Annotated in this window: 14 protein-coding genes; 4 read left to right on the forward strand and 10 right to left on the reverse strand. The window is 39.0% G+C overall.

The genetic code is table 11. From position 1 onward, the window contains the following. Positions 1–128: 128 nt before the first annotated feature. Both map and J5J05_RS01595 read right to left on the reverse strand, forming a co-directional pair. Complete coding sequence (map, locus tag J5J05_RS01590; RefSeq protein WP_208558937.1) at positions 129–884, reverse strand: type I methionyl aminopeptidase; 756 nt, start codon at positions 882–884, stop codon at positions 129–131. Positions 885–1,038: 154 nt separating this feature from the next. Beyond that, positions 1,039–1,644: a hypothetical protein gene (locus tag J5J05_RS01595; protein ID WP_208558938.1), complete on the reverse strand. Its 606-nt coding sequence runs from the start codon at positions 1,642–1,644 to the stop codon at positions 1,039–1,041. A gap of 247 nt (positions 1,645–1,891) precedes the next feature. On the opposite strand from J5J05_RS01595, the gene J5J05_RS01600 reads away from it, so the two are divergent. The 3 genes from J5J05_RS01600 to J5J05_RS01610 all read left to right on the forward strand — a co-directional run bounded on the left by J5J05_RS01600 (position 1,892) and on the right by J5J05_RS01610 (position 4,406). Next, positions 1,892–2,827, forward strand: a complete 936-nt coding sequence (locus tag J5J05_RS01600; RefSeq protein ID WP_208558939.1) for an NADP-dependent oxidoreductase — start codon at positions 1,892–1,894, stop codon at positions 2,825–2,827. Positions 2,828–2,966: 139 nt separating this feature from the next. Then, entirely contained in the window at positions 2,967–3,419 is a 453-nt protein-coding gene (locus J5J05_RS01605) for a flavodoxin (RefSeq protein WP_208558940.1), read from the forward strand. Positions 3,420–3,560: 141 nt separating this feature from the next. Beyond that, positions 3,561–4,406, forward strand: a complete 846-nt coding sequence (locus J5J05_RS01610; protein ID WP_208558941.1) for an aldo/keto reductase — start codon at positions 3,561–3,563, stop codon at positions 4,404–4,406. 347 nt (positions 4,407–4,753) lie between these two features. Here J5J05_RS01610 and J5J05_RS01615 read toward each other — a convergent pair whose 3' ends face one another. From J5J05_RS01615 to J5J05_RS01635, 5 genes are all read right to left on the reverse strand, one after another. Continuing rightward, entirely contained in the window at positions 4,754–7,465 is a 2,712-nt protein-coding gene (locus tag J5J05_RS01615; RefSeq protein ID WP_208558942.1) for a YfhO family protein, read from the reverse strand. 1 nt (position 7,466) lies between these two features. Beyond that, positions 7,467–7,889, reverse strand: coding sequence for a GtrA family protein (locus J5J05_RS01620; protein ID WP_208558943.1), 423 nt, complete (start codon positions 7,887–7,889; stop codon positions 7,467–7,469). Further along, positions 7,882–8,838, reverse strand: coding sequence for a glycosyltransferase family 2 protein (locus tag J5J05_RS01625; protein WP_208558944.1), 957 nt, complete (start codon positions 8,836–8,838; stop codon positions 7,882–7,884). The genes J5J05_RS01620 and J5J05_RS01625 overlap by 8 nt, the downstream gene beginning before the upstream one ends. A 31-nt stretch (positions 8,839–8,869) precedes the next feature. Beyond that, complete coding sequence (namA, locus tag J5J05_RS01630) at positions 8,870–9,901, reverse strand: NADPH dehydrogenase NamA (protein WP_208558945.1); 1,032 nt, start codon at positions 9,899–9,901, stop codon at positions 8,870–8,872. 180 nt (positions 9,902–10,081) lie between these two features. Further along, the gene (locus J5J05_RS01635) at positions 10,082–10,630 is read right to left on the reverse strand and encodes a TetR/AcrR family transcriptional regulator (protein ID WP_208558946.1); all 549 of its coding nucleotides are present in this window, start codon (positions 10,628–10,630) and stop codon (positions 10,082–10,084) included. Between the two features lie 367 nt (positions 10,631–10,997). Between J5J05_RS01635 and J5J05_RS01640 the strand changes: the two genes are divergently transcribed. Next, positions 10,998–12,236 carry an aminopeptidase gene (locus tag J5J05_RS01640; RefSeq protein ID WP_208558947.1) on the forward strand — a complete coding sequence of 413 codons (1,239 nt, stop codon included), beginning with the start codon at positions 10,998–11,000 and terminating at the stop codon, positions 12,234–12,236. 69 nt (positions 12,237–12,305) lie between these two features. Here the strand turns inward: J5J05_RS01640 and J5J05_RS01645 are convergent, their stop codons facing one another. From J5J05_RS01645 to J5J05_RS01655, 3 genes are all read right to left on the reverse strand, one after another. Beyond that, the gene (locus J5J05_RS01645) at positions 12,306–12,764 is read right to left on the reverse strand and encodes a GNAT family N-acetyltransferase (RefSeq protein ID WP_244244562.1); all 459 of its coding nucleotides are present in this window, start codon (positions 12,762–12,764) and stop codon (positions 12,306–12,308) included. A 74-nt stretch (positions 12,765–12,838) separates the two neighbouring features. Continuing rightward, the gene (locus J5J05_RS01650; protein WP_208558948.1) at positions 12,839–13,789 is read right to left on the reverse strand and encodes a LacI family DNA-binding transcriptional regulator; all 951 of its coding nucleotides are present in this window, start codon (positions 13,787–13,789) and stop codon (positions 12,839–12,841) included. A gap of 125 nt (positions 13,790–13,914) precedes the next feature. Then, the gene (locus J5J05_RS01655; RefSeq protein ID WP_244244563.1) at positions 13,915–17,277 is read right to left on the reverse strand and encodes a GH36-type glycosyl hydrolase domain-containing protein; all 3,363 of its coding nucleotides are present in this window, start codon (positions 17,275–17,277) and stop codon (positions 13,915–13,917) included. Positions 17,278–17,296: the final 19 nt, after the last annotated feature.

Genomic DNA, 17,296 nt, shown 5'->3' on the forward strand with positions numbered 1-17,296 from the left:
ACGTATTCATATGTGCTGAAGCAAAAGTGACAATAAAAAATCTGAAAGCAAGGAGTCTATAACCGTTTTTGCAGACGGTTTTTCTCCCGTACTTCCAGATTGAATCTATTCTCATTTTCTGAGTGACCTTATTCGCCAGCTTGCTTCGTTAAAATTTTTGGTCCTTCTTTTGTAATCGCTAATGTGTGCTCGTATTGACAGCTTAATGAGCCATCTTTAGTACGGGCAGTCCAACCATTATCGTCCATTTTTGATTGCCAAGTACCTGTATTGATCATCGGTTCAATGGTAATGACCATACCTTCTTTTAATCGCTTGCCTTTTCCAGCTTCACCAAAATGCGGAATACTTGGTCCTTCATGAAGCGTCGGTCCAACACCGTGACCAACAAATTCGCGGACAACGGAAAAGCCTTCGGGTTCTACATACGACTGGATCGCATGGCCAATATCACCGATACGATTACCGACTTGAGCGGCTTCAATGCCTTTATAGAGTGCGTTTAGGGTGACATCCATCAATTTCTGTACTTCTTCTGATGCCCCACCTACTGCGTAGCTCCAGCAAGAGTCTGATAAAGCACCATTTAAATTGATGACCATATCCACCTTTATGAGATCGCCTTTATTTAATTTTTCATTTCGTGGGAAACCGTGACAAATTTCGTCGTTGACGCTGATACATGTCGCATATTCATATCCCTCGAAACCTTTTTGCTCGGCAGTGGCGCCATGTTGCTCAATAATTTTTTCTACATATTGATCAATATCCTTACCTGTGATTCCAGGTTTGATGAAGTTTCTCAATTTCTCATGGATATCTGCTAGCACTGCACCCGACTGGTCCATTGCTTCAATTTCTCTAGGTGATTTTAAAGTAATCACATAATCAGTCCTTTGTTTAAACTTAAAGTCATGAACCATTATACCGAAAATTTGTTCATTTCGGAACCAAAACTGCATAGTTTTCGGTTATAAAATATTTTTTTAGCTTTTTATCAGCAATCTTTAATGTCGTGTTCGGTTTTAAAGAAAGTCTTTATTCTGATGGATCAATGCCTTGTGATTCAAAAAAATGCATCACTTGATCTCTATTACGCGCATTCTGAGGAACCATTACCACCATATTTTGAGTCGCCTCATGTTCTTCGAAAAATGGAAACGAATTGGAAGATACACCAATGATGGTTTCAGTGCCTTCTGTATAACGCAGAGCCTCTTCTTCTACTCCGCTGATATTTATTCCATCTATACTCTGATCCGTTGCAAATTGATTGAAGGATTCTTCTGTCATCAAAATCAAGTCGTACTCTGCGGCCGTTAATTGGGCAAAGAAACGTTGTGACATTTGACCTTCAGCTGTAACCGTCACAAGCATATCTCCTTCTTCATCTTCTGGATCCATCAACTGTTCCAGATCTGCATTTAGTGTCTGTGCTTGCTCGGTCGTTATTTGTGGACCTAATACACCTATACTAAATGAAACTTGGGGTTGGCTAAACATCTGTAAAATAATATAGATCACAAACAAAATCGCTGCAATCGTTCCAATAACATGCCATTTATAGTATTCCCATAGGTAATCAAGTTTTTCTTTTTTCGTATCGTCAGATTGTAAAATTTCTTTAACTTGCGTTTTTGCCATTATGATTCAAACATCCTTTTCTTCTAGTTTAATCAAGTTATGATCCGCTTACACTCTATCATAACATGTTCCAAGTTTTGACGAGTGAACTTTATATGAAAGTTTTCCTATTTGATTTTGCACAATTTAATTAGTATACTAGTTTAGCTAGAGGCACTTTACTTGATGATTCAAGTATTTTTGCTATGATGACATTGTTAAAGAATAACAACTTGCATCAATCAAATAAATGAAAGAGGGAATACAAATGAAAGCCATTGTTATCGAATCATATGGATCAGCAGATCAGTTAGTCGAAAGAGATGTACCTAAACCAGAAATTACGGAAGATCAGGTGCTTGTAGAATTACACGCGACATCTATCAACCCGGTAGACTGGAAAATGCGTGAGGGTTACCTTAGCAGCATGATGCCATTTGAGTTTCCGATTATCTTAGGTTGGGACGCAGCAGGTATTATTACAGAAGTAGGCGCAAACGTTACAGATTTCGCTGTTGGAGATAAAATTTTCTCTAGACCTGCAACAAATCCTCGCGGAACGTATGCAGAATATATTGCAATCGATAAAGAATTACTTGCACCGTTGCCAGAAAATGTTTCCTTTGGGGAAGCAGCTTCTATTCCACTAGTTGGCGAGACAGCTTGGACTGCGCTTGTTGAAATGGCAGAAATCAAAGAAGGCGACAAAGTCTTGATTCACGCTGGTGCTGGTGGTGTCGGTAGTGTTGCGATTCAAGTAGCTAAATCATTTGGTGCGACTGTAGCTTCTACAGCTAGTGGCGACAACGAAGCATACTTGAAAGAACTTGGTGTAGATACATTCATCAATTATAAAGAAGAAGACTTTGAGTCTGTTCTTTCAGATTACGATATTGTCTTCGACACAATGGGTGGCGACATTCAGAAGAAAAGTTTTAATGTATTGAAAAAAGGTGGTTCTCTGATTTCTATCACTGACGAACCGGATAAAGAGCTTGCTGAAGAAAAAGGCATCAAGACTGGCTACTTCTTCTTACAACCAGATGGTAAACGTTTGGCTAAATTAGGTGAACTAATGACAAATGGTCAATTAAAAGCGACTGTTGGTGAAACTTTCCCATTCACGCAAGAAGGTTTGAGAGAAGCACACCGTTTAAGTGAAACACATCACGCTAAAGGTAAAATCGTGATTAATATTAAATAACTGATCACTAAGAGGTCCCCCATTACGGGTGGCTTCTTTTTTTGATGGTTGAGCGAACGCTTTTCTTTCATGTCTTTCTTCCACCCCTATTCTTTGCTATACTGTCTTAATGAGAAAAGAAAAAAGGAGGTTATGATTCATGCCTAAAGTCATGATCGTTTATGCTAGTTTAACGGGTAATACAGAAGAATGTGCTGAGATTATTGAAGCAGCGTTTGAAGAACTTGGTGCAGAAGTTGAACTCGTGGAAAGTTTTTCTGCTGATCCTGAAGACTTTAAAGATGTGGATATTACTATCGTGGGAACCTATACTTATGGTACCGATGCAAATCTACCGGATGAAATCGTCGATTTTTATGAAGAACTTGAAGAAGTTGATTTGACCGGAAAAATTTATGGCGCATTTGGTTCTGGTGACACCTTCTATGATAAATTTTGTCAGTCTGTTGATGATTTTGATGAGCAATTCAAGAAAACCGGAGCTATCAAAGGTGCTGAAAGTGTGAAAGTCGATCTTGAGCCCGAAGAACAAGATAAAGAAAATCTACAAGCCTTCGCTAAAGCGCTTTTTGATGCTTGCGAAGCAGATTAACCCTCTTCAATGAAAAGTAGCTTGGATTGAATGCTTTTCAATCTCAGCTACTTTTTGTATATCCCAGTTCAATTGTTCGCACTTCCACTTCGCTTGAGGTATACTTTTACTTATTAATCTATAGGAAAGAGGAATGTAAAAATGTCTTTAACAGATACGTATACCTTGAAAAACGGTGTTGAAATTCCCGTAGTTGGTTTTGGTACATGGCAATCTTCTGATGAAGATGCTGAGCAATCCGTCATTTGGGCACTTGAAGCTGGCTATCGTCATATCGATACGGCTACTGCTTATAAAAATGAAACGGGCGTTGGCCGTGGTTTGAAAAAAAGTGGCTTAAAACGTGAAGAAATCTTTGTAACGACTAAATTAAGTAACAAAGAGCATGGTTACGAAGAAGCAAAACAAGCCATTCAAGATTCTTTAGATAAGCTGGATACTGATTATATCGACTTATACATTATTCACTGGCCTAACCCAATCAAATATAGAGATAACTGGAAAGAAGCCAATGCACAAAGTTGGCGCGCAATGGAAGAAGCCGTTGAAGCGGGTAAAATTCGTGCTTTAGGTGTGTCTAACTTCCATCCACACCATATCGATGCTTTGTTAGAAACAGCAACAATCGAACCTACTTTAAATCAAATCCTATTAAACCCAAGTGACATGCAACCAGAAATCGTGAAGTATAACCAAGCGCACGACATCGTTTCTGAGGCGTATAGCCCACTAGGTACTGGTAAGATTTTTGAAATAGATGAATTAAAAGAACTTGCTGAAAAATATGACAAGTCTATCGCCCAACTTGTTTTACGCTGGAGCTTGCAACGTGGTTTCTTACCACTCCCTAAATCCGTGCATGAAGAACGTATTCATGAGAATGCCAATATCTTTGATTTCGAAATCGAAGATGCTGACTTGAAAACCATTGATGGATTAAAAGGTCGTGCTGGACAAGCACACAACCCAGACGAAACATCATTCTAATTAAATAGTTAAAAGAAATGAAGCGGCTTAGGCTTTTGTCCTAGCCGCTTCTTTTTTATCGGTTTCTATGATGTTTGAGAAATGCGTTTGAAAATGATGGATTATCTAACTCGTCTCCTTAGGATGCTTGTAGATGATTCAGTACTCATTTTCAGACAGTTAAAAGCTATTTTGAAGGGTATTCGATTTTTTGTTCGTAGTAATAGGACGTATCTGTTCTTCATGATGAACAATTTAAGCGTACACAGTACAAAAAGAACCCATGAGAAAATTGTAAAAGTACAATTCTCTCATGGGTTTCTCTATCGTTAAAGCCTTTAAGGGAGTGATGTTTCAAGCAATTCTTTTTATTTCTTGGATTTGATCTTAAAGTAGAAAAACTGCTGGGCAGCTAATATGATCAAACCAGATAAGCTTAAAATGTACCCTAATGTTAGGAAGGGCGTTTTATAGGTTAATGTAATTGTGTTTTCCCCTTCTATCAGCGGCAAACCGATAAAACCGATGTTGGCTTTCACTGTTTCAATTGGCTCTCCATTTCGTGTTGCTTCCCAGCCGATTGAATAAGGAATTGTCGTGACAAGCATTTCATTGTCCGCACTATTAACCGTTCCTTCTACGGTGCCATTTTCAAACTTTGTTATCTCCATTTCATGCGCTTTTGCGGGTGCTGCGGTTTCAGTGAGGCGGTTCTCGTCTAATGGTTTTGCGAATAGTTTTATCGTATCAATGGCATATTTTCCCGGGCGATTGAAGTGAATGTGAACCTTGTTATCGGTTCTTTCCTCTTCATAACCTAAGTTGATCAGCATCGAATTTCTCTTGAAATAAGAACTAAAACTGTATCGGTCTGCTTGATAGACACTTTTTTCTGTTTCACCGTTCGATGCAATAACACGGTAGTTCGTTTGTTGTCTGATTAAAGGTGATGCGTTTAGCGGATGATAATCTAATCCGTCTAGGCGAACATATAATTCAGCATGATTCAGTAATTCGGTTGTGTCAACCGTTAAGGTCAAATCGATTCCTTGACCTTCTGTTACGTAGTATTGATCCGTAAGTGTGACGGGCGTTTCTTCTGACAAGTCTAAGGTATAAGGAACGTCTACAATATTCGTTGCAGTATCCATTTGCTGAAGTTTAGCTGTCTTCATATCACCCTTTTCTAAAATAGCGCCTCTAGAAAGTAATGTTTCTCTTTGAATTGCATTAAATTCCATGAACCTGGATGTTGATAGCCCTTGATCTACTGCATAAGCGAGTGGATAGGCATCAGCTGTTTTTGCTTTGATAAAGGTTTTTTCCTCATTGGTTTCAGCTACCTCATACCCTAATGGAAGTAAAGATTCATTCTCCGTTTCTGTCACGATTGATTGGACACCCAAGAACTGATTCAGCTCTGTGCGATCATCTAGGCCGTTTCTAAGCGGTTGGATCGTTTGATAACTACTAAGCTCCAAGGCACGAGCAAATTCAGAAATAAGGCCATTTGAGACGGATAAATAAGAATTCAATCCCATCGTATCTAAATGGATAAACTGGTTTTTAATTTGGTCATCATCCGATGTGACGCCAGTACGATCGACTGATGTCTCCCCGGTCATCGGCGTTTCTAAGCCACCTAGTGCTTGCTCATAGCGGTCATCGACAGTTCCGTAATCCAGCACATTTGCAATCATATTCCCACCGAATGAATAGTAATAAGTAGCGGTATTCATGCCCATATTCAAAATGATCAAACCAAGAATCACGGTGTTTTTATGCCATCCGTTTGGTCTTTTATTTGAAAACAATACCCACCACATCGCCCAACCAATGACTACTGGTACGAGCATGTACGCGGTCAGTACTTGAGGGAAAAAGAAAGATAAGAGTGAAAGAATCGTATAAGCAATGAGTAGTATTGCTGACTTCTTCTTCGCATTTGGCGCCAAGTCATCTTTTTGATCAATCAAGTAAGCACCGGCTAACGCCATAAAGAAGGCGAAAACGAAAGAAAAGCGATTATAAGGTCCAGATAATCCATTCATGAAAGAACCAAAAAACGGAAAGAGTAGAAATAGACCGAGTATTGATAAAACGATTTTGACGACCGTCATGCCCGGTTTCTTTTTGATCGACAATAAAGCGATAAAAGAGAACAATGAAAATCCACCAATCGTCCAGAAGTAACTACCTGGAGAAATGGCGTGTTTGAGTAATGCTAGATAATATTCCAGCGGATAAATGAACCAGTTGATGTCGATACCACCCGGACTTCTGGATGACTGTAGAAATCCGTAGACGATCGGGATAAAGACCACTGCTGAGATCATCAGTCCAATAATATAAGCAATCGTTGTTGATAAAAAGACTTTCCAAAAGGTTCGCTCTGATTTATAAACCACTAAATATCTTACGATGGCATAGATAAAAATCAAAATCGTCAGTTTGTAGAAAAAGTAAAAGTTACTGAGCGCACTCAATGTCACAATAATGGTGAACGGCATACTTGATTCTTTTTTTAAAATCATTTCAATGCCTAAACAGAGCAGTGGAAACCAAATTAATGATAAGACAAAAAATGGATGTCTAGACATACTAAATATGCCGTAATTTGCGAATGCATATAAAATCGCACCAGCTAGTCCTGCATCGTGAGAAAAATGCATTTTTCTAGCGTAAAGTAAAAATGCGGCGCCGATACAATAAATCCTCAAGAATATAAGAGCATGATAGGCTAACTCCGTCATAGATGCTGGAAATAACAAACCGAGATAAACGAAGGGATCACCAATGACGTAATAGCCATAAGACTGTATAACATCAGCACCCATACCAATCGTCCAGTCCCACAAAGCAAATCCTTGGCCTGAAAAAACACCTCGAAGTCTTTCAAGATAGTCTTGGAACAGTAAGTAATGTTGCGTATACCCGTCCGTAGTCCAAATAAAAGAGGCGCCTGAAACTAAAAAGTAGTAACTAAAGATGGCGACCATCATCATGATAAATAGTGCTGTGTAATTCAAAAGTGTTCGTTTGGTAATCAACGCATGCATTGACTGATTTGTTTCACTCATTTTAAACTTCCTTCTGTTTGAAAATAAACCACTTGCTGAAGACGTAGTTGACAACAACGACGATAAATTGAGTGATTATTTTTGAAACGTTTGTATTGATCGTTAAGAAATCGACAAGGATAAACATGCTGATCATATCGAATACCCCAGACAACAGTCTGAATCCGACAAACAGATAGAACTCCTTGAAAGCTTCTCCTTTGCTTGCTGATTGTGATTTAAAGACATAGAGCTTGTTGGTGACGAAAGCAAATAAAATAGCCGCCACGATCGAGATCGCATTGGCGAAAAGATACGGAACAGCTAAAACCGTATCAAACAGATAGAAGATTGCAATGTTGACAACCGTTGTCAGCACACCAAAAAAAAGATAATAGATAACTTCTTCATATTTTTTAAATAGTCCTTTAGCTTGCTCAATCATTTTTCTCTTCCTTTTCTGAATCTTCAGGTGATGATTCTCTGATGAAATAAGGGGGTCTTCCTTTTGTTTCCACGAAGACTCTTCCCAAATATTCTCCGATAACCCCTAGAGAAATCAACTGGATACCGCCTAGAAACAGAATAGCCGCTAGTAATGTTGGATAGCCTGCCGCATTTGTTCCAAATAGCATCGTTTTAATGGTTTCAACTGCCAAGAACATAAAGGCTAATAATGAAATGGTGAAGCCAATATATGACCAGACTTTTAAAGGTACCGTACTATAGGAAGTGATGCCATCAATCGCTAGCTTGAACAAATTACTATAGTTCCACTTTGTTTCGCCAGCGGCACGTTCTTCGGCATAATAGGTGATTTCTTTTTTCTTGAAACCGATCCATCCGTACATTCCTTTAGTATAGCGCTCTTTTTCTCTTAATTGTCTGAGTGCTACAATACATTTTTTATCCAACAGGCGAAAATCGCCGGCTTGTGGAATAACTTTTTCAGGTGTCATTTTTTGAACGACTTTGTAATACGTTTTTGAAGTCCATTCTTTTAAGAAAGATTCGCCTTCTCGTTTTTTACGAACAGCATAGATATCTTCATACCCTTGTTCCCACCAGTGAATCATTTCTTCCATGATTTCAGGTGGATGTTGTAAGTCGGCATCAATGATAACGATACCGTCTCCATTCGCATAGTCAAAGCCAGCTAACATCGCTGTTTCCTTTCCAAAGTTTCTAGAAAGATCAACGAATTTCATCCGCTTATCTTGCTTATTCAATTCCTTCAGTAAATGTAATGTATTGTCTGTACTACCATCATTTACGAATAAGAATTCGAAAGCATAATTGTTCAGTTTTTCACTGACTTCATTTAGTCTTTCGATTAATTGGGGTAGTACTTCTTCCTCGTTGTACGCAGGAATAATGACAGATAGTGTCTTCATGTTGTAGCCTCGCTTCTATTTTTGCAGATCGTTATTCGTCGAATCCTCTACTATATGAGGGATTGTACGCTTCAAATTGCTTATCGTTCAGTTCTTTTGCAGCGATCGCTGCCCAATTGGGATTTCTTAACAGGGGTCGGCCTAGTGAAATGAGATCAGCTTGACCTGCTTCTAGTATATAGTTTGCCAATACCGGATCCCCTAATTTACCGACAGTTGAGATAAAAAGATCCGAATAGGCTTTGAAATGACTAGCATATTTGGTCTGATATCCTGGATAAACGGCATCAGGGCGTCTAGGCAGCAGTCCACCGCTCGAAACATCGACAACGTCGACGCCTAGTTCTTTCATCCATTGGTTGATTTGGTCATATTCTTCTATAGTTGTACTTGCGTCATCGTAATCGGTTGCTGAGAATCGTACCCAGATGTTTCCAGAAAAAACGGTTTTGGTTACTTCAATAATTTGTTTAAGTAATCGATAACGGTTCTCAAGCGTCTGTGCGCCGTAGTCGTCCGTTCTGTTATTCGTTAGTGGTGACAAAAATTGGTTGATCAGATAGCCATGGGCTGCGTGTATCTGTACAGCGTCAAATCCGGCATTTTCAGCACGTGCTGCGGCTGTTTTGAATTCGTTTATAATGTTATTGACGCCTTCTTCTGTCAAAGCATTTGGTGTACGGTAAGCTTCGCTATAAGCGATGGCACTTGGTCCGACAGCATCTGGTGCATGTTCTGCTTTGCGTCCAGCATGAGCGATTTGAATGCCCACTTTACTCCCCAGTTCATGTATCGTATGAACCAGTTTTTTTAATTTGATGGTTTGCTGTTCGTTCCAGATACCTAGATCCTGATTGGTGATGCGTCCTGCTTTTGAAACGGCAGCTGCTTCTAGAAATATGAGTCCAACGCCACCGATTGCTCGGCTTGCGTAATGTGCTTCATGAAAGTCTGTGAGTTCTCCGTCTTCTTGATAAACGGCATACATACACATAGGCGCCATGACGATTCTATTTTTCAGGGTTAGGTTACCAATTTTTATAGGTTCGAATAGTTTAGCCATTTTTGCACACTCCTATGATAAAAAATTCAATCGTTATTCATTTTATCATGTTCTATGTAAGAAGTGTTAGTATATCTTTCCCTCTTCATCAAATCATCATTTTATAGTAATCTCTGTCATCTAACCATAAAAAAAGGAAGACATGCCGAGCAATCGGTGTGTCTTCCTTTTTTTGAGTTATTAGTCAAGAGTACTCATACTGATATCAACAATCTCTTTGACTTTCTTATTAATCTGATCTTCATCATAATTGATTTTTCCTTGAGCCACTAATATTGCCACGCCATGAATGGCAGGCCATAATGTGTTCAGGAAAGGGTCGATTTTGTCGTCAATGCACTTAGAGGCATTTTCGATCACAATGTTTTCGATCTTTTCGTAAGAATAGTCATGCAATTGGACAGCTTCAAGTTCTCGATCCATGAAAATTGCTGAGAAAAGTACAGGTTCCTTCTTAGCAAATAGAATGTAATTATTACATACTTCACCAAGAGCATCCGTAGCATTTTGAATAATAAACACTTTTTCGGAAAGATAGTGTTTTATATATTCTAATAGGCCTACTTTTAAATCTTCCATGTTTTTAAACTCTTTGTAAATCGGTTGGGTTGAAGAGTTCATCTTTATCGCAATTTGCCTCGCTGTAAAGTGACTAAAACCGCTTGATCGCAAGAGTTCCATAGAAGCATCCAATATGTTCTCTCTTAAAATTGTTCTTTGTCTTGGCACCTTCCTTGTCTCCCTCAATTCATAATTTTCAACCTTGCCTAGCTGATAATTGATACTAGTATAACATACTTAACATGTAAAGAAAAGGTCGATTATACAACACGATAATAGTATACTAAAAAACAAAAGTTATTAAAACAGCGTTATTTCAACCTTTTTATAACAAACGTTATTAATAAACAATTACAGACTCCCATTTAATCCTTATTTTCGGTACAGTTAAATAATAACAAATTTTCTAAATTCAATGCTAAAATCACCATAATCATTAAATGATTTTTATACTCACTACCACATTCTCGCGCAATTTGCATATCTGTGATATGATAGTTGATGAGTGTTTTATCATATTTAGGAGGATGTAATAATGACATTACCAAATTTTGACAATTTATTGAAGAAATATGCGGACTTGATCGTAACGACTGGTGTGAACGTTCAAGAGAACCACACAGTCGTATTAAGCGTAGATGTTGACCAAGCGCCCCTAGCACGATTAGTAACAGAAGCAGCTTATCAAAAAGGCGCTAAAGAAGTGATCGTAAAATGGACTGATGACATCGTTAGTCGTTCAACGTTCGAACATGCTTCACAAGAAATATTAACGGATATCCCTCAATACAAAGTGGACGAAAGTTTAGATCATATTGAAAAAGGCGCAAGCCGTATCAGCTTACGCTCTTCTGATCCAGACTCTTTACAAGGATTGGATAGTAAAAAAATCGCGGCTTATCAAACTGCTGCTGGACGTGCAATGTCTGCTATGAGAAAAGCGACTCAAGCAAACAAAGTAAGTTGGTTAGTGGCTGCTGCTGCTGGAGAAAAATGGGCTTCAAAAGTTTTCCCTGATCTAACCTCTTCAGAAGAACAATTAGATGCTTTATGGGATGCAATCTTCAAAGCCGTACATTTATACGATGAGAACCCAATCGAAACTTGGGCTAAAAAAGATAAAACATTAGAAGCAAAAGCAGAAGAATTGAATAAAGAACAATTTGTTGCTTTACACTATACAGCGCCTGGAACAGACTTAACGGTTGGTTTACCAGATGGTCACTTGTGGGAAGGTGCTGGAAGCTTTAATACACGCGGCGAGCGTTTCATGGCAAATATGCCGACTGAAGAAGTCTTCACTGCTCCTGATGCAAACCGTGTAGATGGTGTGGTTGTTTCCACTAAACCATTAAGCTACGCTGGAAACATTATTGAAGGTATGGCTTTCCACTTTAAAGATGGTAAAGTAGAAAAAGTTACTGCTGAAAAAGGTGAAGAAGTTATTCAAGAACTCGTTAAAACAGATGAAGGCTCTGCACGTTTAGGTGAAGTCGCTCTCGTTCCTGATGAGTCTCCAATTTCACAATCAGGTTTAACTTTCTTCAATACTTTATTTGATGAAAATGCTTCAAATCACTTCGCTTTAGGTTCTGCTTACGCATTTAACCTTAAAGGTGGGACTGAAATGTCTGAAGAAGATTTGAAAGCTGCTGGATTGAACCGTTCTGATGTTCACGTTGACTTCATGGTCGGTTCGAATGAAATGAATATTGATGGTATTCGTGAAGACGGTACGCGTGTTCCAGTATTCCGTAAAGGTACTTGGGCTTAATTCGATATTTCTTTAAAAAAAGAAGGTGCCCACCATTTATGGTGGCACCTTCTTTTTTTGCTCTATCAATCATTTTTGACTCAAGACAAAAATGCTCTCGCCATTTTCTTCATCAATACGGCCGGTATCTTTAAACCCAAAGGACTCATATAACTGCTTGGCCGCTAGATTCTGAAGATTGATACTAAGCACGATATCCTTAACGGTCCAATTTTTTCTTATGAAGACAATCAGCTTTTCAAGAAATTTTTTACCATATTCTTTGCCTTGGGATGTGGCATCAATCATGAAACGATCTAGCCAGATATATTGGTAGTCAACATTATACGCACCGATCATTGCAAAGCCAACCGGAAGATTATCAACATACAAACCATAAATGTGCCAATTGTAACGTTCCTCATAGAATGATTCCAACATAGACTCAGCATTTGGACTGATAAAAGCCGCTTGAGTGGGTTTCACTGTGAGCGTAACGATGGCTCGCCAGTTATCGTCTGTAATCGTGCGAATGGTCAGTTTCTCCATAAAGAGGCTCCTTTTTCATCTTTATTGAAAATATAACACAAAAAAGGCACTGCTTCAGCAATGCCTTTTCTGGTTTAGCTGGTCAAAAAACGCGTAGTAATCAGTTTGTCTTCTGTTTCTTGACCGTTCAACATTTTGTAGAGTGTATTCATGCTGAGGGCGCCCCATTCTCTTTTAGAGAAAGAGACACTATTCATTCGAGGATCAAGGTAACGACTGACCATCAAATTATCAAAGCCTGTAATATTAATAGTGGTATCCGAAAAGCAATCATTTTTTTTAAAATAATTATAAGCGCCAATACCCATCTCATCATTTAATGCTAAGATTTCAACAGTCTGTTCATCCCCGACTTCTCGCGCGATTTCGCGAGCAGCGATAAATCCTGACTCTTCAGTAAACCAGCCCTTATATATTCTAAATGTTTTACCCAATTTGCTGATTTCTCGCGTTGCTGTCTCTAATCGTTCCCGACTATCGAAGTTCCCTTTCGGGCCATTGATAATACGGACCGTTTCAGCTGGTGAACTGGCAAGGGACTGAACCGCTTGCTTGATGCCTTCACGGTTGTCTAGCAGTACGTGTCGAATGTTTTTATGCTCCAGTTGTCTATCCAACACGACGATAGCATGTCCAGCATCTGCATACTCAAGGAGTTGTTCATTTGGATAGAACTGGTCTAAAACAATGATCCCGTCAATCATGCCTTGTGGTAAAAATAATCTTGATTTTTCACCTGAACAAGCAATGATATCAAAACCAAGTTCTTTAGCCATATTTTGAATACCATCCAATAACTCACCGTAAAAACTACCGCTATAACTGGACAAGTGAACACCAATGATTCGCGTTTGTTTTCTGCGTAAATTCTGCCCCGCTCTGTTTGGTACGTAGTTCATCTCTTTGGCGATCTTCAAAATACGCTGCTTCGTTTTTTCGCTGACTCTCGGACTATTATTCAGAGCATAAGAGACGGTTGAAATAGATGTATTTGCTCTTTTTGCAATTTCCTTTATGCCTGTCATATCTCAACCTCCTTATTTCTGTAAATGATTAGTCCTTTTATCTCAAAGTAAACTCTTCAAAAAAACGCTCTCTTCTATTATATACAATTTATCATGTATCCGCTTGTTTTATTAGAATTTTATCTTTAATAAACAGGATAATACACATCTAAATGGTTGGTATCTTCTGATAACATTTTTTCTAAATCTGTTTGTTTGATCTCTATACCCGCTTTTCTATATGGATTAGTTAAAGCGTTTTGATCAATGTCTTCGCCATTTACCTGAACAGTTACCTGTTCCGTTTCCACGTAGTGATATTGGATCGTCATTGGATAACCATTATAAGTGTAAGTGACTTGCATTTTGTCTTGCTCTTTCATCAAAACAGGATCCAGTATAAGATTCTTAGCGTGAATGCGAATACCTAAAGCACTTGAAATCAATTGATTCATATAAATCCCCGGTCCGCTGGAATAAATTCTCCAACCACCTTTGACTTTTACATCGCCCGTTTTAACAAGATCAAAATGATCTTGCGCTTCATAGCGATCAGAGAAATCTGCGTCAGAACTACTGAAGTAGGTATTACTTTGACGAACTTCTGCATTTTTAACGACGGATGAAATGTTGATTGGATTAATCGTTTCTAACCCTTTCCAAATTTCATCTGCATGCCCTGTTTTTGCCATGGCTTCAATATAGCGAATATGCGCATGAACATACATTAAACCAATTTCACGTCCGAAGTTAGCGGCTTGCTCAGCACGCTTGAATTGGCGACTGACACCGCCTTGATACGTTGCTGGTCGATTCATTAAGCGTACGCCATCCGGAGTGTTTAAATGCGTTTTGATCAAGTCATAATGCGCATCTGCTTGTTCTTTCGTAAATAGCTCACTGATCATTCCTCTGATCATCGGGAGTAAACGATACTGTATGCCCGTAGTCGTATCTTCTGGATGAATCATTTTCACGATTTCTTGCTCACTTGGCATATAAACAAAACCGGGTACAACATCATTAGAAGAAATATAGTTTTTAAAATCTTGTTCGATATCCTCGGTTAATGTTTTGATTGCTGTCGCCCAGTTTGCATCCACTGGTTCGATGACTTGGCTAAACTTGTTAAGTGTTTGATAAGTCAATGCAATTGTCCAACTACTCGCCATATCTTTCTTCAAGCTTTGGTCATGCGGTTGTAAGGTATCATCCCAATCGCCATCGCCATAAGAAGAAAGATGTGTATCCCATAGGAAATGCGTTTGAATATAAGCTAACTGCTTTTCAACATGCGCTTTAATGGATGCTGTTTGATCGGCATAGGTTTGAGTAGCTTGATCAAAATACGGCACAACTTCTTCTAATAAACTGTGATCGCCCGTCACTTCCAGATAATCCGCAAGCATTTTCAGTGGCCAGACGATAACATCGCCATGACTCTCATCAGCTTGTACTTCTACATAAGAATCAAACATGAACCATTGTGGCCAGTTGCCATCTTGAAAATGTTGGTGGCTATAAACGCGTTTAATGACTTCTCGCGTACTATCATATTGCTGCATCGCCATCAGATACTCTGCTGGTCCTTGAGAGACATCTCTTGTTCCCCATGCTGCACCACCAAATTGTTCCAAACCGTGTGGTACAAGATAATGAACAAGCATATTGTGCGTATACCACTGTGTTGTCAAATTCATTTTCTCTGTTGTTGCTTTTACTTGTGCTGGTCCACTCATAGAAAATCCGTTACTCAATTGTTTAAAGAACTGGTTGAATGCCGCTGTCTCTTTTTCAAAGTCTAGTTCAGCTGTTTCAAAGTGTTCTCCGTCCAGCGCTCCAGCCATTGTTACTGTAAACTTCTCTGTCGCTTCAATTTTGAAGTTAAGCAGCATCGCTGTCCCTTCTTCTACACCTGTTAGGAATTGACGCTCATCCACAACTGATGCTTTAGCGTGACGAACCTCAAATTTATAGGCAAGATTTGGCAATTTTTTGTGCGCGACTGTTTGTTCATCAAATGTCGCAACAACGCCATTATCTGTTTCTTTTATCCAGACTGGTGTTTGATATTCTCTGCTATTCATCGTCACTTGATTGGTAACCAAATATTCATAGGCTTTTCCGCTCTTACTGCTAACCGTCAATTCAATCGTTGACTGATGAGACGAAGCAAGATTGACTACAGTAAAGGTTTCTGCTTCTGTCTGATAGACCCACTTCACATAATTGATTCCAATCTCCATCAATGAAGGCATCGTCAGTAAACGATAGACACCATCTATCTTAACGTAGACGCGTTGCCCACTTGTTTTGAAAAAGTTCAGTGCGTTACGCGTATTAGACATTGCTTTGTTCATGTCCGTGTTACCCATTACCAGTTGCGCATTGAATACACCAAACATCCAAGAAGTCGTACTCATAATAGATTCATCTGGAACAGTTTTATTATGCGTGAATAAAATTTGACCGTGTGGACGCTCAAGCATTCGTTCTTTTTCTTTCAAAGCGACATGTGCTTGCTCATCCGTAAAGAATGAAACGATTTGACCATCGATCACTTCATCTTGAATCCTTGAAGGATAAAGTGCTTTAAGCGATTCTTGATTGATCGTTGTCGTCTCTAAAGGTTCGCCGATTTCTGCTTGTCTGACAACAGGCTCACAAGGCGTAACGGTTTCTTTTGTTAATGTTTTATAAGCAGCTTGGACATCTTCTTGATTTTCTACTTCGGTCACTGCTTCTGGGTGATCTGCTTTAAAGAGATTATAAAAAACGACCGTTTTTGTTTCTGTATCGTTCACAATCATTGAACGGGATTTCAACGTCGTATAATCAAATTCAAATTGGCTTTTACGATTTTCGAGTGGTCCTTTTTTCAATGCAACCGGTTGATTCGTTTCTTTATAAGACTTTCCGAAAAACTGGAAGCCATCTGTTAAAAAGCCGTCAACACCTGTTAGACTACCTTGTTGCAAGTAAGGGAAACGTCCGGATTGCGGTTGGTTTTGTCTCGAACTAACGACGTATCCTTGTTCTGTTTCGCTTACCATATGATCAACATACTGCGCCACGTAAGCTTCGTTAGCTTTAAGTGATCCTTCCGCTGCTAATCCTAAATCTTGCCCGTAAACAATATCTACAGACTGTCCTGAACCTTTGAGTGTGACTTCCCAGAACCAGAGCATTTCTTCAGCTAAGCTGAAACGAACCGTATAATCGATTTGATCAACTGATCCTGTCCAAGTCGCTTGGTGCTCTCCAATAGAGAATACACTTTTCGATTGAATGCCTAGCATTGGGACTACTTTCTCAACGTTTCCTTTTTCATCGAAAATTCTCAAATAAAGATTATTCAATGATCCATCAATCATATTCGCTTCGATCTGATTGATCATGTAGTCTTTATGGCTGATTTTATATAGGTCGCCAGACTGCAAGAAAGTAACAGCGGTTGCGCCTTTTTTTACGGTATGCATGTATTTTTGTGACTGAACGATTGCCTTCATTTTTATTACCCCTCAACTC

This window comes from Marinilactibacillus kalidii (assembly GCF_017599325.1).
Classification (GTDB): Bacteria; Bacillota; Bacilli; order Lactobacillales; family Carnobacteriaceae_A; genus Marinilactibacillus; species Marinilactibacillus kalidii.